17 protein-coding genes and 1 tRNA gene are annotated in these 20289 nt (G+C 35.4%); 13 read left to right on the forward strand and 5 right to left on the reverse strand.

Going from position 1 to position 20289, the window contains the following annotated elements:
• Nucleotides 1–114 precede the first annotated feature (114 nt).
• Nucleotides 115–2952, forward strand: coding sequence for a glycosyl hydrolase (locus ACEN2F_RS08670; protein WP_441737960.1), 2838 nt, complete (start codon nt 115–117; stop codon nt 2950–2952).
• Between the two features lie 197 nt (nt 2953–3149).
• On the opposite strand, the gene aceA is transcribed toward ACEN2F_RS08670, so the two are convergent.
• Entirely contained in the window at nt 3150–4430 is a 1281-nt protein-coding gene (aceA, locus tag ACEN2F_RS08675) for an isocitrate lyase (protein WP_441737962.1), read from the reverse strand.
• Between the two features lie 48 nt (nt 4431–4478).
• Nucleotides 4479–6080: a malate synthase A gene (gene aceB, locus ACEN2F_RS08680; protein ID WP_441737964.1), complete on the reverse strand. Its 1602-nt coding sequence runs from the start codon at nt 6078–6080 to the stop codon at nt 4479–4481.
• Between the two features lie 117 nt (nt 6081–6197).
• On the opposite strand from aceB, the gene ACEN2F_RS08685 reads away from it, so the two are divergent.
• From ACEN2F_RS08685 to ACEN2F_RS08700, 4 genes are all read left to right on the forward strand, one after another.
• Nucleotides 6198–7679: a helix-turn-helix domain-containing protein gene (locus ACEN2F_RS08685; RefSeq protein ID WP_441737966.1), complete on the forward strand. Its 1482-nt coding sequence runs from the start codon at nt 6198–6200 to the stop codon at nt 7677–7679.
• 465 nt (nt 7680–8144) lie between these two features.
• Entirely contained in the window at nt 8145–8810 is a 666-nt protein-coding gene (locus ACEN2F_RS08690; RefSeq protein WP_441737968.1) for a succinate dehydrogenase cytochrome b subunit, read from the forward strand.
• A 13-nt stretch (nt 8811–8823) separates the two neighbouring features.
• Entirely contained in the window at nt 8824–10824 is a 2001-nt protein-coding gene (locus ACEN2F_RS08695; protein WP_441737970.1) for a fumarate reductase/succinate dehydrogenase flavoprotein subunit, read from the forward strand.
• A gap of 53 nt (nt 10825–10877) precedes the next feature.
• Nucleotides 10878–11624: a succinate dehydrogenase/fumarate reductase iron-sulfur subunit gene (locus ACEN2F_RS08700; protein WP_441737972.1), complete on the forward strand. Its 747-nt coding sequence runs from the start codon at nt 10878–10880 to the stop codon at nt 11622–11624.
• 116 nt (nt 11625–11740) lie between these two features.
• Here ACEN2F_RS08700 and ACEN2F_RS08705 read toward each other — a convergent pair whose 3' ends face one another.
• Nucleotides 11741–12304, reverse strand: a complete 564-nt coding sequence (locus ACEN2F_RS08705) for a hypothetical protein (RefSeq protein ID WP_441737973.1) — start codon at nt 12302–12304, stop codon at nt 11741–11743.
• Nucleotides 12305–12375: 71 nt separating this feature from the next.
• Between ACEN2F_RS08705 and ACEN2F_RS08710 the strand changes: the two genes are divergently transcribed.
• Complete coding sequence (locus ACEN2F_RS08710; RefSeq protein WP_441737975.1) at nt 12376–13146, forward strand: amidohydrolase; 771 nt, start codon at nt 12376–12378, stop codon at nt 13144–13146.
• On the opposite strand, the gene ACEN2F_RS08715 is transcribed toward ACEN2F_RS08710, so the two are convergent.
• Nucleotides 13143–14795, reverse strand: coding sequence for an Ig-like domain-containing protein (locus tag ACEN2F_RS08715; protein WP_441737977.1), 1653 nt, complete (start codon nt 14793–14795; stop codon nt 13143–13145). The two genes, ACEN2F_RS08710 and ACEN2F_RS08715, sit on opposite strands and share 4 nt — an antisense overlap.
• Nucleotides 14796–15004: 209 nt before the next feature.
• Between ACEN2F_RS08715 and mce the strand changes: the two genes are divergently transcribed.
• Entirely contained in the window at nt 15005–15406 is a 402-nt protein-coding gene (gene mce / locus ACEN2F_RS08720) for a methylmalonyl-CoA epimerase (RefSeq protein WP_441737979.1), read from the forward strand.
• 144 nt (nt 15407–15550) lie between these two features.
• Nucleotides 15551–15624: transfer RNA gene (locus tag ACEN2F_RS08725), tRNA-Ile, on the forward strand.
• Between the two features lie 388 nt (nt 15625–16012).
• On the opposite strand, the gene ACEN2F_RS08730 is transcribed toward ACEN2F_RS08725, so the two are convergent.
• Complete coding sequence (locus ACEN2F_RS08730) at nt 16013–16600, reverse strand: riboflavin synthase (RefSeq protein ID WP_441737981.1); 588 nt, start codon at nt 16598–16600, stop codon at nt 16013–16015.
• A 57-nt stretch (nt 16601–16657) separates the two neighbouring features.
• Between ACEN2F_RS08730 and pdxA the strand changes: the two genes are divergently transcribed.
• The 5 genes from pdxA (at nt 16658) to accB (ending at nt 20213) form a co-directional block, all read left to right on the forward strand.
• Nucleotides 16658–17707 (forward strand): 4-hydroxythreonine-4-phosphate dehydrogenase PdxA, encoded by a 1050-nt coding sequence (gene pdxA, locus ACEN2F_RS08735; RefSeq protein ID WP_441738027.1) that lies wholly within the window; start codon nt 16658–16660, stop codon nt 17705–17707.
• Nucleotides 17708–17792: 85 nt separating this feature from the next.
• Nucleotides 17793–18335, forward strand: coding sequence for a YceD family protein (locus ACEN2F_RS08740; RefSeq protein WP_441737983.1), 543 nt, complete (start codon nt 17793–17795; stop codon nt 18333–18335).
• Between the two features lie 9 nt (nt 18336–18344).
• On the forward strand, nt 18345–18539 hold the full coding sequence (rpmF, locus tag ACEN2F_RS08745) for a 50S ribosomal protein L32 (protein ID WP_007137315.1): 195 nt from the start codon (nt 18345–18347) through the stop codon (nt 18537–18539).
• A gap of 172 nt (nt 18540–18711) precedes the next feature.
• Nucleotides 18712–19710, forward strand: coding sequence for a beta-ketoacyl-ACP synthase III (locus tag ACEN2F_RS08750; RefSeq protein WP_441737985.1), 999 nt, complete (start codon nt 18712–18714; stop codon nt 19708–19710).
• A gap of 23 nt (nt 19711–19733) precedes the next feature.
• Nucleotides 19734–20213 carry an acetyl-CoA carboxylase biotin carboxyl carrier protein gene (accB, locus tag ACEN2F_RS08755; protein WP_441737987.1) on the forward strand — a complete coding sequence of 160 codons (480 nt, stop codon included), beginning with the start codon at nt 19734–19736 and terminating at the stop codon, nt 20211–20213.
• The last annotated feature ends 76 nt before the right edge of the window (nt 20214–20289 follow it).

Consider the following 20289-nt stretch of genomic DNA (forward strand, 5'->3'; position numbering starts at 1 on the left):
TTTTATATTGATTATTCAAAAATACTAACTTTGAAAGAAACGGTTGTTAATTACAGTATAAAATTTTCAGATAACTATTTTTATGATTAATTTTCCAATTCAAATCAGTTTTACATGAAAAAAATAGTATTCTTTTCTGCCCTTATCGTACAAAGTGTCTCTTGGGGACAAGTTTCTGACGAAGCAATTCAGCAATCATTGGAATCCAAAAAACAAATGGAAAATCAATCGATTTTTCAGCAGGTTACTTTCGAAAATGTGGGGCCAACAGTGATGAGCGGCAGAGTGGTGGATGTGGACGTAAATCCGGAAAATCCAACCGAATTTTATGTGGGATATGCTTCGGGCGGACTTTGGTACACGAATAATAATGGGATGAGTTTTTCGCCGGTTATGGATGCGGCGCCTACGCAAAATGTAGGCGATATCGCGATAGACTGGAAACGAGGAACGATTTGGGTAGGAACTGGCGAAGTGAATTCGTCCCGTTCGTCTTACGCCGGAATTGGAATTTTGAAATCAGAAGACAAAGGAAAGACTTGGCAAAATATGGGCTTGCATGACAGTCATCACATCAGCAGAATACTTATAAATCCATCAAATCCAGATGAAGTTGTTGTGGGTGCAGTGGGTCATTTATATTCAAAAAATGAAGAAAGAGGAATTTATAAAACGACTAATGGCGGAAAAACGTGGAATAAAACCCTTTATATTGATGATGAAACCGGGATTATTGATGTGGCTGTTTCGCCAAAAAACTTCAAGGTTCAATATGCAGCTTCTTGGAGTAAAGACAGAAAAGCGTGGGATTTTATAGGAAGCGGAGCTACTTCGGGGATTTATAAAAGTGATGATGCGGGATTGACTTGGAAGCTCTATACGAATGCTGAAAGTGGATTTCCTGTTGGCGAAGGCGTTGGGAGAATTGGTTTAGCAGTGTATGACGATGAAAATGTGTATGCTGTTTTGGATAACCAATTCAAAAGACCGGGTGGATCCAAAAAAAGCAATTCGTTGCCGGTTGCATTTTCTATGCCAGGAGACGAATTCCTGAAATTACCAAATAAAAGTCTGAATTCTATTTTAAAGAATTACGGATTAACCGAAAAATACAGAGCCGAAAACATCAAACATTGGGTTCAAAACGGGTATTTGCAACCTAATGAAGCTGCCAAAGTAGTTCTGGATGCGATAAATAGTTTAGCTGAAACAGAAGTTATTGGAGCTGAAGTATACAAATCAAGTAATGGAGGAAAAAATTGGACGAAGACTCATCAGGATTTCATAGATGATTTCTTTTATTCTTACGGATATTATTTCAGTGTTATCTCTGTAGATCCAAACGATGTGAATAAAATTTATTTGTCAGGTGTGCCGATTATCAAATCAAATGATGGCGGAAAAACATTCACTTCCATAAGCGAAGAAAATGTTCACGCAGATCATCACGTAGTTTGGGTGAACCCAAATAAATCCGGACATTTAATTAATGGAAATGACGGTGGTTTGAACATTTCGTATGATGATGGAGCGCATTGGGTAAAAAGTAATTCGCATTCCGTAAGTCAGTTTTATGCAGTGAATGTAGATGAGCAAGAACCATATAATATTTATGGCGGGATGCAGGATAATGGCGTTTGGGTTGGACCTAGCACTTACAAATATTCCTCAGAATGGTACCAAACCGGGAAATACCCGTATGAAAATTTGATGGGAGGCGACGGAATGCAAACTCAAATTGATAAAAGAAATCCAAATATTGTTTTTACGGGTTTTCAATTTGGAAATTATTATAGAATTGATCGTGCAACTAACAAGCGAGAGTATGTTTCGCCAAAGCCAAAAAAGGACGAGAAACCATTCCGATTCAATTGGCAAACACCTATTTTATTGTCTTCGCACAATCAGGATATTTTATACATGGGGTCTAATTTCTTGCATCGATCGATGAATCAAGGACAAACATGGACGGCTATTTCACCTGATTTGACGCAAGGAGTGAAAGAAGGAAATGTTGCTTTTGGAACTATCGCTGCTATCAGCGAAAGCACTTTGCAGTTTGGATTACTCTACACTGGAAGTGATGATGGATTGATTCATGTTTCGAAAGATGGCGGAGCTACTTGGAACAAAATTTCGGGAAATTTGCCTCAGAATCGTTGGGTTTCCAGAGTCGTGGCTTCGGCACATAAGGAAGAAAGAGTGTATGCGACTTTAAACGGATATCGAAATGATGATTTCACTAGTTATGTGTATGTGTCGGATGATTTTGGTCAAACCTGGAAAAATATAGCCAATAATTTGCCTTCAAGTCCGGTGAATGTAATAGTGGAGGATAATGTAAATGAGAATGTTTTGTATCTGGGAACGGATAACGGATTGTATGTTTCGTTAAATAAAGGAACAACTTGGGATGATTTCTCGAATGGAATTCCAAACGTTGCGGTTCACGATGTAGTGATTCAAAAGAAAGCAAAAGATTTAGTGGTGGGAACTCATGGTCGTTCGATTTATAAAGTTAATTTGGATCAAGTGCAACAATTGAGCGATAAAGTGGTAGCGGAAAGTCTTCATGTTTTTGAACTTAAAAAGGTAAAAAAATCAAGAGAATGGGGGAACAGTTGGAGTTCTTGGGCTAAGGCTTCAGAGCCAAAAGCAGAGATTTGGTTCTATTCCAATACGGATTCAGAAGTGCTTTTACAAATTGAAAACAGCTTGAAGGAAGTCTTTTATTCTCAGAAAGTGAAAGCGTCAAAAGGACTAAACAAACACGTTTATGATCTTTCAATAAGTAAAACAACGGCTGACAATTGGAAAAATAAAGACAAAAAAATTAAACTGGAAGCAGCTAAAAACGGCAAGTATTACCTTCCAATTTCAGTGAATAAAATTAGTATTCAAAAAGGGAAAGAGAAAGTGATAACAGATCTTGAAATTATAGAATCGAAGTAAATTACTTTGGACTTTCAGTCTGTAGATTTAGTTGACAGACTTAAATTATGCATAATTGCAAAAAAATATTTGCCGCGAATTTCACGAATTAGCACGAATTAATTAGTGAGAATTAGTGAAATTCGTGGCGATAAATTTTTAAAAACAATAAACACGATTTCAGATGAAATCGTGTTTTTTTATGGTTGTTGTTTTTTTTAAAACTGAGCTGTTTCAGTAGAGTCTTTCATCGCGGTGGTAGAAGATTTCCCGATTGTAACGGTATTTTGTACCGCATCAAAATAAGAAGTTCCTACGAAACCTTGGTGTTTAACCGCTTTAAAACCATGTTTCTGTAAAGCAAATTCTCTTTCCTGCAATTCAGAATAGCCTGCCATTCCTCTTTCTTTGTAGGCTTTAGACAATTCGAACATGCTGGTATTCAATGCGTGGAATCCGGCTAAAGTGATGAATTGGAACTTGTATCCCATTGCTGCAAGATCTTCGCGGAATGTTTCCATTTCAGCAACGGATAATTTTGCAGCCCAGTTGAAAGAAGGCGAACAATTGTAAGCCAACATTTTTTCTGGGAATTTTGCGTGAATTCCTTCAGCAAATTGTCTTGCGTAATCCAGATCCGGATTACTGGTTTCCATCCAGATTAAATCAGCGTAAGGCGCATAACTCAATCCTCTGTCAATTCCTTGCTCCACGCCACAATTTACATAGAAAAAACCTTCTCCAGTTTTCTCTCCCGTGATGAATTTAGCATCTCTTGGGTCAATATCGCTGGTCAATAAGTTAGCTGCATCCGCATCAGTTCGGGCAACAACAATTGTTGGCGTTCCCATTACGTCAGCTGCTAAACGTGCTGCAATCAATTTGTTGATGGCTTCTTGCGTAGGAACCAATACTTTTCCACCTAAGTGACCGCATTTTTTAGCAGAACTCAATTGGTCTTCAAAGTGAACTCCCGCAGCTCCCGCTTCAATCATCGCTTTCATTAATTCGAAAGCGTTTAGGTTTCCACCAAAACCAGCTTCGGCGTCAGCCACAATAGGAACCAGATACTCTTTTTTGTCAGCAGTTCCGTTAACCACTTGTATTTGATCTGCTCTCAATAGGGCGTTATTAATTCTTTTTACTACCAATGGAACACTGTTAGCAGGATATAAAGATTGATCGGGGTACATTTCGCCGGCTACATTTGCATCAGCAGCAACTTGCCATCCGCTCAAATAAATAGCATCTAATCCTGCTTCTACCTCTTGAATGGCCTGGTTTCCGGTTAGCGCGCCAAGTCCGGCTACAAAATCCTGAGAATTTAGTTTATTCCATAAGGTATTCGCTCCAATTCTGGCTACACTGTGCTCAATTTGATACGATCCTTGTAATTTTACCACTTCTTCAGCAGTGTAAGGACGCTCAATACCATTCCATCTTGGGTTTGTAATCCAATCGGTAACTAATTCTTGAATTCTTGTTTCAGTAGTTTTCATCTTTTTTTTCTTTTTGGTTGTTTGTTAATAGGGATTGTAATTGATTTTTTAAATGTATTTGTATCCAGGTAGAGTCAAAAATTCGATAAAATTATCGTTTACGACTAGAATATCTAATAATTGCTCCGCTAGTCTGTATTTTTGTTTTTCATGATTTTCATCTCCAACGAGTTTTCTTATTTTTTCAAATTCTTCCATGGCTAGTCGATGGTAGTATTTTTCAGATAGGACTTTTTGATTGTCTAAAAGAACTTTATTTTGTAGCCATTGCCATAATTGTGATCTCGAAATCTCAGCAGTAGCAGCGTCTTCCATCAAATTTTGCAAGGCTGCGGCGCCTTGTCCGTTGAGCCAGGAAGCGATATATAATACTGAAATACTAATGTTTTTTCGAACCCCTTCTTCGGTAATGGTTCCTTTTGGGGTTTCGAGTAAATCACTTTCGGTAACGTGTACATCTTCTCTTTTTACCTCAATTTGGTTTTTTGTTGGCATGTATTTATCGAATACCGTCATGGCAAGTGAAACCAAATCCGGATGTGCGACCCAAGTTCCGTCATGACCATTTTTTACTTCCCGTTCTTTGTCGGCTATTACTTTGTCGAAAGCAATTTTATTGGCTTCTTCGTTGTTTTTTATTGGAATTTGTGCCGCCATTCCACCAATTGCATGAATATTTCGTTTGTGGCATCTTTGAATAACTAATTGGGAATACGCACTCATAAATGGAGAAGTCATCGTCACCTGATCTCTGTTTGGAACGATGAAAGCTGGGTTTTTTCTTAATTTTTTTATATAAGAAAAAATGTAATCCCATCGCCCGCAATTAAGGCCTACAATATGCTCTTTCAGTTCAAAAATGATTTCGTCTAATTGAAAACTGGCAGTTATTGTTTCGATTAAAATCGTGGCTTTGAATGTTCCGTTTTTTACGCCTAAATATTCCTGCGTGAATTCGAAAACTTCATTCCACCATCTTGCTTCCAGATAATGTTCTAGTTTTGGGATGTAAAAATACGGCGCCGTTCCATCCTCAATAAGTTGTTTGTAATTATGAAAAGCATACAAGCCAAAATCAATTAGTGATCCTGAAGTTTGTTCTCCGTTAATTAAAATATTTTTTTCCGGCAAATGCAATCCTCTTGGACGAACAAGCAGCACGGCAGTTTTTTCGTTTAGACTGTATTTTTTATTCTTTAAAGTATCTTCAAGAGCAATGGTTTTATTTACCGCATCTTTCAGGTTTTGCTGACCCGTCATTAAGTTACTCCAAGTAGGAGAAGTGCTGTCTTCAAAATCAGCCATGAACGTTTTCGCACCCGAATTCAATGCATTGATGACCATTTTTCTGTCGACCGGACCGGTTATTTCGACTCTTCGATCTAATAAATCTTCTGGCGTTTTTGCCGCTTTCCAATTACTTTCTCTGATGCTTTTGGTCTCAGCAGGAAAATTGGGTAAGGCACCTTGATCGAATAAATCCTGTTGTTTTTTTCTTTCGTCTAATAACAAAAGTCTTTTGGCATTGAATCGCTCGTGAAGTTCTGTAATAAAATTAATGGCCTTGTCCGTCAAAATTTCTGGATAATGCTCTTTCGTTTCATTAGAAAACTGTAGCGATTTTTCGGTTGTTTCGGTATTTGCTTTCATGGTTAATATGTTTTACATGACAATGTTACGAAAAGTTTTTTACAAAACAAGCGAACGTACGCTAAAAATAAAAAATATTTTTTTTGGCTTAAATATTTTTTAGCTTATCTTTGAGATATGAACATAGAAAAGGATTATATCAAGTTGATTTTTGGATTAAAACTCAAGCAGGCTCGCACTAATAAGAATCTGTCACTATTTGGTTTGGCAAAAATCACAGACCTTTCAAAATCGTACTTGAACGAAATTGAAAAAGGTAAAAAGTATCCAAAAACGGATAAAATTATTCTGTTAGCCGAAAAACTCGATATTTCCTATGATAATATGGTGTCGTTGAAACTGGACAATAATCTGGCGCCCATTGGAGAAATCCTAAAATCGGGAATTTTAAAAGAGATTCCTCTTGAGATTTTTGGGATTCAGGAAAACGATCTTATCGACATTATTGCTAATGCACCTGCAAAAGTCAATGCGTTTATCAGTACGATTATTGAGATTGCGCAACATTATAATTTGACAAGAGAGAGTTTCTTTTTGGCGTCATTGCGTTCTTACCAAGAAGCGCATACGAACTATTTTGAAGATTTAGAACAGAAAGTGTTGCAGTTTTCGAAAGCGTTTCACGTGAATATTGAAGCCAAAATTTCGATTGAAGAACTTACGGCGATTTTAATTGAAGAATATGGTTATACGATAAAAGAACTCGTTTTTTCGGAGCAAGAACAATTGGGAGATTTGAGATCTATTTTTGTTCCAAAAAGCAAGACTTTACTTCTTTCATTAGATATTGACGAGCCTCAAAGGGCGTTTATTTTAGCAAAAGAAATTGCGTATAATTATCTTGAAATCACCGAAAGATTATATACGTTCAGCTGGATTAAGTTTGATAACTTCGATCAGGTTTTGAACAACTTTTATGCTTCTTATTTTGCAGGAGCCTTACTTATTCCAAGACAAAAACTAATAGATGAACTGAATTTATTTTTGTCAAAAACAAATCCAAAACCTCAGGAAATGATTGCTTTGATGAGCGGTTTTAATGTTTCGCCCGAATCGTTCTATCAAAGGTTGACTAATATTTTACCAAAAGACTTTCAGTTGAAGAACCTTTTCTTTCTGAGATTGTCGCATCAAATAGGTACGGATACGTATCAGATCAAAAAAGAATTGCACATCACGAACCAGCAGGAACCGCATGCGAATGAGATGAATGAGCATTACTGCCGAAGATGGGTTTCGATCCGCACGATTGAGGAGTCTTTGAAGCAAAATAAAAACCACTTTTTTGATGCTCAAATCTCCAGTTATGAAAACAGTAAAAATGAATACCTTGTTTTTTCATCCGCAACGCCGGATCCGTTTAAGGTAGATTGCATCCGCAGTATTTCGGTAGGGATATTGATTACGCCAGGAATGAAGAAAAAATTTAAGTTCATCGAGAATGATTCGCTTAAGAAACAAGTTGTCGGGGTTACTTGTGAAACCTGTGCTGTTAAAAATTGTTTGGAACGCGCTTCGCCACCAATTCAATTAGAGCAAAAAATGCGCAACGAGAATACGGAAGCTATTGTTCAAAAATATATGGCGAAATTCAGTTAGTGAGATGCTGTCTTTCGAATTTAAAAAGAAACCGAAAACTCAAATGTGAATTCTTGTTGCTTTTATTGATAAAAGTGATAATGTAAATTCCTGTTTTCAAAATAAAATATTGCTCACAAAAGTTAGGTTAGGAGTTTAATGACAATTTTTTTTAAGATGTTAAAATTGTATAACGTGAACTTTTAAGAATTTGGAAAATAAATTAGGCCAAAATTATGGATGTGATAAGTTTAATGTGAATTTTACGGGATTATTGTTTTTATTTACAAACGTTTAGTTTTGAAAATCGTTGTTTTTTTACATTAAAAACATGATTTACAGAATATTAAGTGCTAGTTTTAGATGTGTTATGTGCTTTGAAGCTTTAACACTTTAAAATGATTATAAATTATAGCGAAAAGGTTGTAGTTCGCCACTAATTGCTCTATTTTTGTGTGATTATTAAATTAATTCATACAAATCCCTATGGCAAAATCTGCTTTATTAAAGTCATCGATAGCAAAAAAAGTCGCTATGGCGCTTTCTGGACTTTTCTTAATTTTATTTTTAGCACAACATTTTTTTATAAACAGTACCTCGGTTTTTAGTCCTGATACTTTTAACTCTATTTCTCATTTTATGGGAAATAATCCATTGGTTCAGTTTGTAATCCAGCCCATTCTTATTATAGGTGTTGTTTTTCACTTTGTAATGGGTATCGTTTTGAATTTTCAAAACAAAAGTGCAAGACCAATTTCTTATGCAAAAAACAACGGAGCAGCTAATTCCTCTTGGGCATCCAGAAATATGATTATTTCCGGGGCAGTTGTTCTAGCTTTTATGTTACTACATTTTTATGATTTCTGGTTTCCTGAAATGGTTTATAAATATGTAGAGGTTAATCCGCTTGACGAAACCAGATATTTTGCTGAGTTGACACATAAATTTGAAAGTGGGATTCGTACAGCAATTTATTGCGTTTCATTTCTTTTGTTATCGTTACACTTATGGCACGGTTTCAATTCTTCGTTCCAATCAGTAGGTTTCAATAATAAATATTCAAAATCGTTACATACATTAGGATATGCTTTTGCAATTGTAGTTCCTTTTGGATTTATATTTATTGCATTATTTCATTATTTCAATCATTAATATTCAATTATAAATGGCATTAGATTCAAAAATTCCAGGAGGTTCAATTTCGGACAAATGGACAAACTATAAAAATCATATTAATTTAGTAAACCCGGCTAACAAACGTAATTTAGATATTATTGTAGTTGGTACTGGTCTTGCTGGAGGTTCAGCTGCTGCAACTTTAGCAGAGTTGGGATATAACGTAAAAGCATTTTGTTTTCAAGATTCACCACGTCGTGCGCACTCAATTGCTGCACAAGGGGGAATCAATGCTGCAAAAAATTATCAAGGAGACGGGGATTCAACGTTCCGTTTGTTTTATGAGACCGTAAAAGGTGGCGATTATCGCGCTCGTGAAGCAAACGTTCATCGTCTTGCTGAGGTTTCTACCAATATTATTGACCAGTGTGTGGCTCAAGGTGTTCCTTTTGCCCGTGAATATGGTGGATTATTGGACAACCGTTCTTTTGGAGGTACATTAGTTTCTAGAACTTTTTACGCTAAAGGACAAACAGGACAACAATTATTACTTGGAGCGTATTCAGCAATGAATCGTCAAATAGGTCGTGGAAAAATCCAAATGCACAACCGTCACGAGATGCTAGATTTAGTAATCGTAAACGGTAAAGCAAGAGGAATTATAGCTCGTAATCTTGTTACAGGAGAAATTGAAAGACACTCTGCTCATGCCGTAGTGATTGCTTCCGGAGGATACGGAAACGTGTTTTTCCTTTCGACTAATGCAATGGGAAGTAACGTAACTGCAGCTTGGAAAATTCACAAAAGAGGAGCGTATTTTGCCAATCCTTGTTACACACAAATTCACCCAACTTGTATTCCGGTTTCTGGAGATCATCAAGCAAAATTGACATTAATGTCTGAATCTTTGCGTAATGACGGACGTATCTGGGTTCCTGCAAAGTTAGAAGATGCGAAAGCAATTAGAGATGGAAAATTAAAACCAACCCAAATTGTAGAAGCCGATAGAGATTATTATTTAGAAAGAAGATATCCTGCTTTTGGAAATTTAGTACCTAGAGATATTGCTTCTCGTGCGGCTAAAGAAAGATGTGATGCCGGTTTTGGTGTTAATAAAACGGGAGAAGCTGTTTACCTTGATTTTGCTGCCGCTATTGAAAGATACGGAGTGGATCAAGCCAGATTAAAGCATTTAGATGAGAATGATAAAGCTTTGGTTACGAAATTAGGAACAGAAGTTGTTGCTAATAAATACGGTAACTTGTTCCAGATGTATGAGAAAATTGTAGATGAGAATCCATATTCAACTCCTATGATGATTTATCCAGCTGTTCATTACACGATGGGTGGAACATGGGTTGATTATAACTTGCAAACTACAATCCCGGGTTGTTTCTCTATTGGAGAATCCAACTTCTCAGATCACGGAGCAAATAGATTAGGTGCTTCTGCACTGATGCAAGGTTTGGCCGATGGATATTTCGTTCTTCCATACACTATTGGAGATTATTTGGCACCGGATATTAAAACGGGTGCTATCTCTACAGATTCTCCAGAATTTGAACAAGCAGAAAAAAATGTAAAGCTTCAAATTGAGGCTTTAATGAATAACGGCGGTTCTAAACCAGCGGATTATTTCCATAAAAAATTAGGAAAAATCATGTGGGACAAAGTTGGAATGGCACGTAATGCAGAGGGTTTAATAGAAGCACAAAATGAAATTGCCGCAATTAGAGAGGAATTTTATAAAGAGGTAAGAATTCCTGGAACAGCGGACAGCTTTAATCCAGAGTTGGCTAAAGCGCTTCGTATTGCAGATTTCCTTGAACTAGGAGAGTTGTTTGCTAAAGATGCCCTGCACAGAAACGAATCTTGTGGTGGTCACTTCCGTGAAGAATATCAAACAGCAGAAGGAGAAGCACAACGTGACGATGAAAACTTTGCATACGTGGCAGCATGGGAATACAAAGGGAAACCTAGCGATGCCGTGTTACATAAAGAAGAGTTGAAATTCGAAAATGTTAAACTAGTTCAAAGAAGTTATAAATAGTATTTAGAAAAGTCTCGATACTTAATTCTTAATACTTAATACTTACAAAAAAAATGAAACTTACATTAAAAATATGGCGACAAAAAAATGCCGCTGCAGAAGGAAAAATCGTTGAATATCCAATTGATGGAATTGAACCGGATATGTCTTTTCTTGAAATGCTTGACATCTTGAACGATGAATTAATCGTAAAAGGAGAAGATACTGTTGCTTTTGACCATGATTGTCGCGAAGGAATTTGCGGAATGTGTTCTTTATTCATTAATGGTGAGGCACATGGACCGGATCGCTTGGTTACAACTTGTCAATTGCACATGCGTAAATTTAAAGATGGAGATACTATTTTTATCGAACCATTTAGAGCAAAAGCATTTCCAGTAATTAAGGATTTAGTAGTTAATAGAGGTGCATTTGATAGAATCCAGCAATCTGGAGGATTTGTTTCTGTAAATACTTCAGGAAATACTATTGATGCTAATACAATACCTATTCCGAAACATGATGCAGATAGAGCTTTTGATGCAGCAACTTGCATTGGTTGTGGAGCTTGTGTAGCAAGTTGCAAAAACTCTTCAGCTATGTTATTTGTTTCTGCTAAGGTGTCTCAATTTGCCTTATTACCACAAGGAAAAGTAGAAGCAACTGATCGTGTTCTGAACATGGTAGCTCAAATGGATGCTGAAGGATTTGGTAATTGTACTAACACTGGAGCTTGCGAAGTAGAATGTCCTAAAGGAATTTCTCTTGAAAATATCGCTAGAATGAACAGAGAATATTTATCGGCTAGTTTAAAAGGATAATCACTTGGTCTTAAAGTCCAAAGTCAAAGGTCTAAAGATTAAGCTATAAAAAAAACGCATTCAATGTAAAGTTGAATGCGTTTTTTTATAGCTTAATGTTAGTTTTCAAAAGTAGTTTAGTCTTTCCATCCCCAAGGTGCCGAAGGTGTTGTTGCTGTTTTTGTAATGTCAAATGTTACGGTAAATAGTCGATCAGAACCTATTCGTCTCAAGTTGTACGTAAACGATGTTTCGTCTAGAGTTATCCACCAGACATTTGCGGAAGCATTTGGAATTAAATCACAGGTTTCTTGATCTGCCGGAAAAAATTGAAGCGTTGCTAAACCAGAATTAGAGGTTGTTCCGCCGTATTGCGTCACCTTATCTTCGGAACCATCTTCGTGGCGGTGGTCGTGTTTTAATTGGATTCTGTCATTTTTGTATGTCAAAATCCAAGTTCTTGACTTGTCTTCTCCTACAAAAAATGGAATCCTAATCGTATTTTCGTTACAGTTGCGAACGTGCATTAGTAGTTTTTTATCTCTAAAAGTATCATTGGCAGCTGCAGCTGTAACTTCTCCTTCAAAGGATTTGCCACATTGTTTTTGTAGGTTTTCCCAAAATAGTTTAGCTCCTGATTTTTCTTGGGCAAAAATAAAAACAGAGAATAGTAGTGTGTATACCAAAAGTATCTTTTTCATAAAGTTCTTTTTTGCTAATATAAGGAACTTATGGTATGAAGATATTTCTTAATTTTAAAAAAAAATCAAAAATGAAAGTTAGCCTGATTCAAGCACCATTAATTTGGGAAAACCCAAAGTCAAATCGCGATTATTTTGAGATAAAAATCAATGAAATCAATTCAGCAGTCGATTTGATTGTGCTGCCGGAAATGTTTACTAGCGGTTTTACTATGAATCCTGTACAAGTTGCGGAAACCATGCAAGGCGAAACGATAACTTGGCTTATAGTTTTGGCGAAAGCCAGAAATTGTGCCATTACTGGAAGTTTAGTTATAAAGGAAAATGGAAACTTCTACAATCGGTTAGTGTTTGTCTTTCCTTCTGGGGAAGTGCAGTTTTATGATAAAAGGCATTTATTTACGTTGACAGGCGAAGACAAAGCGTATACTAGCGGAAATCAAAAAATAGTTATCGATTACTTAGGATGGAAAATTTGTCCGCTGATTTGTTATGATTTGCGATTTCCAGCTTTTTCTAGGAATAAGGAGGATTATGACTTGTTGCTTTATGTGGCGAGTTGGCCAAAAACACGAATAAATGCTTGGGATGCGTTATTGAAAGCGCGAGCCATTGAAAATATGAGCTATGTTGTTGGTGTCAATAGAATAGGAATTGATGCAAATGGTTACGAGTACATTGGTCACTCGCAAGCAGTTGATTTTCTTGGAAATTATATACAAGAACCACTAGAAACAGAAGGTGCGTTTGAAGTGGAGTTAGAGAAGGAAAAAATGCTGGAGACCCGACAAAAATTAGGCTTTTTGAACGACAGGGATTCTTTTGAAATACAGAACCGCTAATTTTTATTTTCGATTTTCTTTTTAGGCTCGGGAGTGTAAGGAATACTCAAGTCAAATGCTTGGTTGACGTCCCAATTAGCCCGAACATCAATTTCTTTAGAAAAGTAAATGACTTCCTCTGCTTGGCGTTTTTGTAGATAATTTCCGGAATCCCATTCCTTGTTTTTATTGGTATCGTAAATAGCTCGTAAGGTATATAGTGCAGGTTCAATCAAGTTAAAATTGATTGTGGTGTTTTCTTGGGTATATTCAGTAGTTAAAACATCTCCTTTAGCATTAGTGAGCTCAACAATGACGGGAAATTGTTTTACATTTTGTAATAGGATCGTCAAATTTCCATAATCGGCGGTGTTTCTTGTTGTGACTTTATAATTCAATGAATCATTTGATTGTTCAAAAAAATCAGTCAACGCTCCGGGTAATATCTCAAAAGTATAACTTTCTGAGGGTTCTTTTTTAAAATCAAAAAGTAGTTTTTGATTTAACTCGTCGTATTCAGTTGTAAAAGCTACAGAAACAGAATCTTTGTTGGTTAGTTTTATTTTTGAATTATCAAAACGTACTAAAGGAGTCGCGCTTTCTACTGTAAAACGTTCCCGAAATTTTAAATCACTTGTTTGAAGAGCTGAAATACTTAAGCTGTCTTTTTTCTGATCTTTTATCTTAAAGTTAAATTTAGCTTTGTATTGTTCTTTGGCTACAGCCAAATTTAGCGAATCTGCTTTAATGGGCTTGTACCAGATTTGAAGGGAATCTTTTTTTGGAAATTTAGTAATGACCGTAGCAAGAATATCGTTGTTGTTTTTTAAAATTAGTTCTGGTCTCTGATCAGCGCGGTTTACTAGTCCTTCATATCCCATTAATAAACGGTTTCCTGAAGCTTGCGTAGGTTTGAAAGTTTTAAAGGGCAGAGTTTCCTTGAACAATTCTAATTCGAAAATAGTGTCATTTGGTATCGTTATAAAGTCTTTGCTAAATCCAATTTTATCTGTTTTTGGGTTGTACTTGTTGTTGCTGTTGTAGTCTTTCATGGCTACAAGAAGGTATTTTCCAGCTTTTAAATTGTCTAAACGAAACGTTTTTAAGCTGTCCAGCGTATTTGTAACATATCTTGGGGTATCCGTGTATACAACGGAATCTTTGAAAGTATCATTGACCTCGTAAAGCATAACCGAAACGAATGATTCTATTTCCCTATCGTATGCGCTTTTTACAGTTCCGTCAAGGCTTAAAGAGTCAATATAATTGCCGGTCGAAAACACATATTTGAATTGATTGAACGGATTACCTTCGTTATTGTCAGCGATACTTTGTCCAAAATTAAAGCTGTACGTTGTATTAGGTTGTAGCGTATCCTTAATTTTTATGGTAATTGTTTTGGTTGGGGTCGTAGGTAGTATTAGTGGCTGATTTTTCATTGGTGGTGAAATAATCAATTGTTTGTTTAGATTTTTTAGTTTGATATTTTCGTCAAAAACCAACTTGATTTCATCTCCTTTAAAATTGGTAGTGAAATTTTCAGGAAAACTCATTTTCAAAACAGGCGCGATTGTATCTTTGAGTCCACCGGTAATAGAGCCTCTTTTAGCACAACCTACGGCGATAAAAACCAGCAAAATGATGGTGTATTTTAAATTGTTTTTCAACATATCAAATCATAATTAGAATTTACAAAATAACAATTATAATTCATGCATTCGAAATTTTTTATAGAATTATTATGAGGGATTTAACGCAACTTACTTTTATAAAGCCATTTGTTTTTTGTTTTTAATGGTTAGTTTTACATCTAACTAAAATTATTGAGGGTAGCGTACAGTTTGAATTTAAAACCAATGTTTAATTTAAGGTATAGGTAATGAGAAAAATAGAGCATATTGGGATCGCAGTTAAAGATCTAGAAGTGTCCAATTTGGTGTTTGAAAAACTCTTTGGTACACCGGCTTACAAATTTGAAGATGTAGAAAGCGAAGGAGTGACAACTTCTTTTTTTATGAATGGACCTAACAAAATAGAGCTTCTTGCAGCAACCAATGCAGAAAGTCCCATTGCCAAGTTCATAGAAAAAAAGGGAGAAGGAATTCACCATATTGCTTTTGATGTTGAAGATATTGTTTCCGAAATAGCGCGTTTAAAAAAGGAGGGTTTTGTAATCTTGAATGAGGTTCCTAAAAAAGGAGCTGATAGTAAGTTAGTTGCTTTTTTACATCCAAAAAGTACCAATGGTGTTTTGATCGAATTGTGTCAGGAAATAAAATAATTAGTTTGTGGGAATATTAATTTAGTATTCTAATATTCAGCAAGTTTCTTTTTTAAAACTATTAATCATTGAAGTATTATTGAATTCTAAGTCAAAATATTTGGAGTAGATGAAAAATAGTAGTAATATTGCACACTCTTAACCGGTCCTATAGCTCAGCTGGTTAGAGCACCTGACTCATAATCAGGTGGTCCCTGGTTCGAGCCCAGGTGGGACCACATTTTAAGTTTAAAAAGCCTTGCAGTACTGTGAGGCTTTTCTTTGTTTAATTCCTAAATTTTGTAAAAACCTTGTTTTCTTATGGTTAGTGTTGTTTTTGTTACAAGGATGTTCTTACTTTACAAAAATAAATATTCTGATTTTAAAGAAAAATTGAATTTTAAATATGAAAGTTGTTCAAAGGGTGTTTTTTACGCTCATTTTATTTATGTTTTGCCTGTTTGATGCAATTGCGCAGCCTCCTCCTCCTCCTCCAGGGGAACCTACTCCTATACTTCCTATAGATGAATATATTTATATCGCGATTATAGTCTCATTGATTTTTGGCGCAACGCTGATATATAATAGTGTAAAAAAGAATCTTAAGTGAATAAAGGGTATTTTGTATTATGGAGTTTTATAAAGCCTAGTCACGTATTTACCAATGACATCAAACTCTAGGTTTATTTTTGTACCTACTTCAAAAGTATTGAAATTGGTATGCTCATGCGTGTACGGAATGATAGCTACGCTAAATTGATTTTTCTTGGAATTTACGACCGTTAAGCTTACTCCGTTTACGGTTACGGATCCTTTTTCGATGGTTATGTTGTTTTGGTTTTCATCATACTCAAAGGAGTAAAGCCAACTTCCGTTGGTTTCTTTGGCAATGATACAAGTACCTGTTTGGTCTACGTGACCTTGTACGATATGACCGTCAAGTCTGTCGCCTAGTTTCATTGCTCTTTCTAAATTAACGCTATCGCCAACTTTCCAATCGGATATATTTGTTTTTTTTATGGTTTCATCTATTGCTGTTACGGTATAAAAAGTATCTTTTATGGCAACAACTGTTAGACATATACCGTTGTGAGCCACACTTTGATCAATCTTAAGTTCGCTGCTAATTGCTGTGTTTAAAGTTATATGAACATTATTTTTTTCTTTTTTTATTTCTTGGATGATACCAAGGGTTTCTATGATTCCTGTAAACATTTCTTGTTTTTTTTACTAAATTTGCACTTCAAAATTAGCAATAAATAACGGTATGTCATTATGAAAAAAGCAGAAAATATAATTGTCGGAATTTCTATAGGAGATTTAAACGGTATTGGAAGCGAAGTTGTTCTAAAAACATTTGAGGATTCTCGGATGTTAGAATTATGTACTCCAGTTATCTTTGCTAATGTTAAGCTATTGTCTTTTGTTAAGAAAAGCTTTCAATCAACCTCGTTGCTTCATGGTATTGATAAATTAGATCAAATTGTGTTAGGAAAAATTAATGTATTAAATCTTTGGAGAGAAGGTGTGGATTTAAGTCCTGGAAAGGACGATGCTAAAGCTGGAGAATATGCTATTAAGTCGTTTGTTGCAGCAACTAAAGCTCTTAAAGAAGGTTTTGTAGATGTTTTGGTAACTGCGCCAATTAATAAATTTAACATACAATCAGAAGATTTTAAGTTCCCGGGTCATACGGATTATTTAGACCAAGAATTAGAAGGTAATGCTTTGATGTTGATGGTTCAAGATAACTTAAGAATAGGATTACTTACGGATCACATTCCATTGAGCGAAGTTTCGTCACATTTAACAGAAGAATTGATACTGCAAAAAATCCAGACCGTTAGACAAACTCTGATCAAAGATTTTGGTATCAATAAACCAAAAATTGCTGTTTTAGGTCTGAATCCGCATTGTGGAGACGGTGGAGTTATAGGAAATGAAGATAATTTGATTATCAAACCGGCATTAAAAAAAATGTTTGATAAAGGAGTTTTGGTATTTGGTCCTTTTGCCGCAGATGGTTTTTTTGGTAGTAATCAATACGACAAGTATGATGCTGTGATAGCTACTTATCACGATCAGGGATTAATACCTTTTAAAACATTATCGTTTGGAAAAGGAGTTAACTATACGGCAGGTTTGAATAAAATAAGAACGTCACCGGATCATGGTACCGCTTATGATATAGCAGGCAAGGGCGTAGCGGATTTTAACTCGTTCAAAGAGGCGGTATATCTGGCAATAGATATCTATCATTCCAGAAATCAATATGCTGAAATTAGCCAAAAACCATTGAAAACAAAAGAAAAACAGTTGTGAACAAAAAAAAGTGAATAACATTATTAGATTTGCAATAATTTTATATCTTTGCACTCCCGAAGTTTAGGGGAAAATTGTTGTTGAAATGAAGAACACAAAAGAATATTTAATTCCTTTTATAGGATTAAAGCTGGGAAAACATCATTTTGAGTATCAAATCACTAATGCGTTCTTTGAAATCTTTGATTATGATGAGTATCAAGATTCAAATATCAAAGTAAATGTAGTTTTAGAGAAAAAAAGTACACTATTAGAGTTGATTTTTAATCACGTAGGTGTTGTAAATGTACCGTGTGATCTTACCAGCGAAGATTTTGATCTTGCTGTTGAAGGCGAAATGAAATTAATTGTTCGTTTTGATGAGGTTTATAACAATGATAACGAAGAGTTATTGATTTTGCCACACGGAGAATTTGAAATAAATGTGGCACAATATATTTATGAAATGATCGTCTTGTCAGTTCCTCTAAGACGCGTTCATCCCGGTATTCAAGACGGAACATTAAAAAGTGAGGCATTGGATAAACTCAATGAACTATCGATTACAGAAGCAAAAGAAGAAATTAAAGAAGAAGAAAATATTGACCCACGTTGGGACAAATTAAAGCAACTATTAACGGATAAATAATATAGTAAAATGGCACATCCTAAGAGAAAAATCTCCAAAACAAGAAGAGATAAAAGAAGAACACATTATAAAGCTACTGTTGCACAGATAGCTACTTGTCCAATTACTGGAGAAGCGCATTTGTACCACAGAGCGTATTGGCATGAGGGAAAAATGTACTACAGAGGGCAAGTTGTTATAGATAAATCTGTAGCTGTTGCTTAATACATTTTTTTGTAAATGATATTCGAACTCTCACATCGTGAGAGTTTTTTTGTTGTTTGTAATTTTCGTTAAATAACAAGTTCTAATTCAAAGAAAATAGATTTTTTTTTGTAATTTTCAAGTCTTTTAAAAATTTCAAATGGGAACATTTGACTAGAAATAAACGCATACAATGAATACAATCACAGCCGCAATAACCGCTGTTGGAGCCTATGTTCCAGACTTTGTACTTACAAACAAAGCTCTTGAAGCGATGGTTGATACCAATGACGAGTGGATAACTTCTCGCACAGGAATAAAAGAAAGAAGAATCCTTAAAGACGATGATAAAGGGACCTCTTTTTTAGCTATAAAAGCTGCACAAGATTTATTAGCTAAAGCTAATATTGATCCTTTAGAAATCGATTTGTTGATTATGGCAACTGCAACGCCAGATATGCCGGTAGCTGCAACTGGTGTATATGTAGCTACTCAAATTGGCGCTACAAATGCTTTTGCTTATGATTTGCAAGCTGCCTGTTCCAGTTTTTTGTTTGGGATGTCAACCGCTGCCGCCTACATAGAATCAGGAAGATATAAAAAAGTACTGCTAATTGGTGCTGATAAAATGTCGTCTATCGTGGATTATAAAGATAGATCAACATGTATTATTTTTGGGGATGGTGCTGGTGCAGTATTATTTGAACCAAATTACGAAGGATTAGGATTGCAGGATGAGTATTTACGCAGTGACGGAATTGGTAGAGATTTTCTTAAAATCGATGCTGGTGGGTCGCTTCACCCAACTTCCTTTGAAACGGTTAGTGACAACAAACACAACATTATTCAAGACGGAAAAACAGTGTTTAAATATGCAGTAATTAATATGGCAGATTCTAGCGAATTAATTCTGAAAAGAAATAATTTGACTAATGAAGATGTCGATTGGTTGGTTCCTCACCAAGCCAATAAGCGCATCATTGACGCAACCGCAAATAGAATGAATTTAGAAGAGTCTAAAGTATTAATGAATATCGAAAAGTACGGGAACACAACTTCTGCTACTTTGCCACTAGTGCTAAGTGATTTTGAGCATTTGTTCAAAAAAGGCGATACGATAATTTTAGCCGCTTTTGGAGGTGGATTCACTTGGGGATCTATTTATCTGAAATGGGCATACGATAAAAAATAAATTTAAACTAAAAACAAATAATTATGGATTTAAAAGAAATTCAAAATCTAATCAAGTTTGTCGCAAATTCAGGAGTTGCAGAAGTTAAACTAGAGATGGATGACGTAAAAATTACCATCAGAACAACTTTAGAAGGAAATGTTACTGAAACTACTTATGTGCAGCAAATGCCTGCTCAAGGAATGCCTCAGCAGCCATTAGCATCTCAGCCAATAGCACCAATAGCAGTAGTTCCTGTAGCACCAGTTGATGAAAATGCACATTTTATCATCATAAAATCACCAATTATTGGAACTTTTTATAGAAAGCCATCTCCAGATAAACCAATGTTTGTTGAAGTAGGAAAAAACATTGCTAAGGGAGACGTACTTTGTGTAATTGAAGCCATGAAATTATTTAACGAAATTGAATCTGAAATTTCGGGTAAAATCGTAAAAATATTGGTTGACGATATGTCACCAGTTGAATTTGACCAACCTTTATTCTTAGTAGATCCATCATAAGAAGTTATAAATTCTAAATTATAAATTTTGAATGATGATTTTTCGTTATTTAAAATAATTTAAAATTTAAAATTCA

Source organism: Flavobacterium sp. W20_MBD1_R3, from assembly GCF_052119725.1.
In the GTDB taxonomy this organism is placed as follows: Bacteria; Bacteroidota; Bacteroidia; order Flavobacteriales; family Flavobacteriaceae; genus Flavobacterium.

What these genes read in the sequence shown, in the direction of transcription:
- ACEN2F_RS08715 (WP_441737977.1), bottom strand. Translation starts at nt 14,795, where the DNA reads ATGTTGAAAAACAATTTAAAATACACCATCATTTTGCTGGTTTTTATC.
- aceB (WP_441737964.1), bottom strand. Translation starts at nt 6,080, where the DNA reads ATGAAAGCAAATACCGAAACAACCGAAAAATCGCTACAGTTTTCTAAT.
- ACEN2F_RS08710 (WP_441737975.1), top strand. Translation starts at nt 12,376, where the DNA reads ATGAAAGTTAGCCTGATTCAAGCACCATTAATTTGGGAAAACCCAAAG.
- ACEN2F_RS08700 (WP_441737972.1), top strand. Translation starts at nt 10,878, where the DNA reads ATGAAACTTACATTAAAAATATGGCGACAAAAAAATGCCGCTGCAGAA.
- ACEN2F_RS08750 (WP_441737985.1), top strand. Translation starts at nt 18,712, where the DNA reads ATGAATACAATCACAGCCGCAATAACCGCTGTTGGAGCCTATGTTCCA.
- ACEN2F_RS08670 (WP_441737960.1), top strand. Translation starts at nt 115, where the DNA reads ATGAAAAAAATAGTATTCTTTTCTGCCCTTATCGTACAAAGTGTCTCT.
- ACEN2F_RS08685 (WP_441737966.1), top strand. Translation starts at nt 6,198, where the DNA reads ATGAACATAGAAAAGGATTATATCAAGTTGATTTTTGGATTAAAACTC.
- aceA (WP_441737962.1), bottom strand. Translation starts at nt 4,430, where the DNA reads ATGAAAACTACTGAAACAAGAATTCAAGAATTAGTTACCGATTGGATT.
- ACEN2F_RS08705 (WP_441737973.1), bottom strand. Translation starts at nt 12,304, where the DNA reads ATGAAAAAGATACTTTTGGTATACACACTACTATTCTCTGTTTTTATT.
- mce (WP_441737979.1), top strand. Translation starts at nt 15,005, where the DNA reads ATGAGAAAAATAGAGCATATTGGGATCGCAGTTAAAGATCTAGAAGTG.
- ACEN2F_RS08740 (WP_441737983.1), top strand. Translation starts at nt 17,793, where the DNA reads ATGAAGAACACAAAAGAATATTTAATTCCTTTTATAGGATTAAAGCTG.
- ACEN2F_RS08695 (WP_441737970.1), top strand. Translation starts at nt 8,824, where the DNA reads ATGGCATTAGATTCAAAAATTCCAGGAGGTTCAATTTCGGACAAATGG.
- ACEN2F_RS08730 (WP_441737981.1), bottom strand. Translation starts at nt 16,600, where the DNA reads ATGTTTACAGGAATCATAGAAACCCTTGGTATCATCCAAGAAATAAAA.
- rpmF (WP_007137315.1), top strand. Translation starts at nt 18,345, where the DNA reads ATGGCACATCCTAAGAGAAAAATCTCCAAAACAAGAAGAGATAAAAGA.
- ACEN2F_RS08690 (WP_441737968.1), top strand. Translation starts at nt 8,145, where the DNA reads ATGGCAAAATCTGCTTTATTAAAGTCATCGATAGCAAAAAAAGTCGCT.
- accB (WP_441737987.1), top strand. Translation starts at nt 19,734, where the DNA reads ATGGATTTAAAAGAAATTCAAAATCTAATCAAGTTTGTCGCAAATTCA.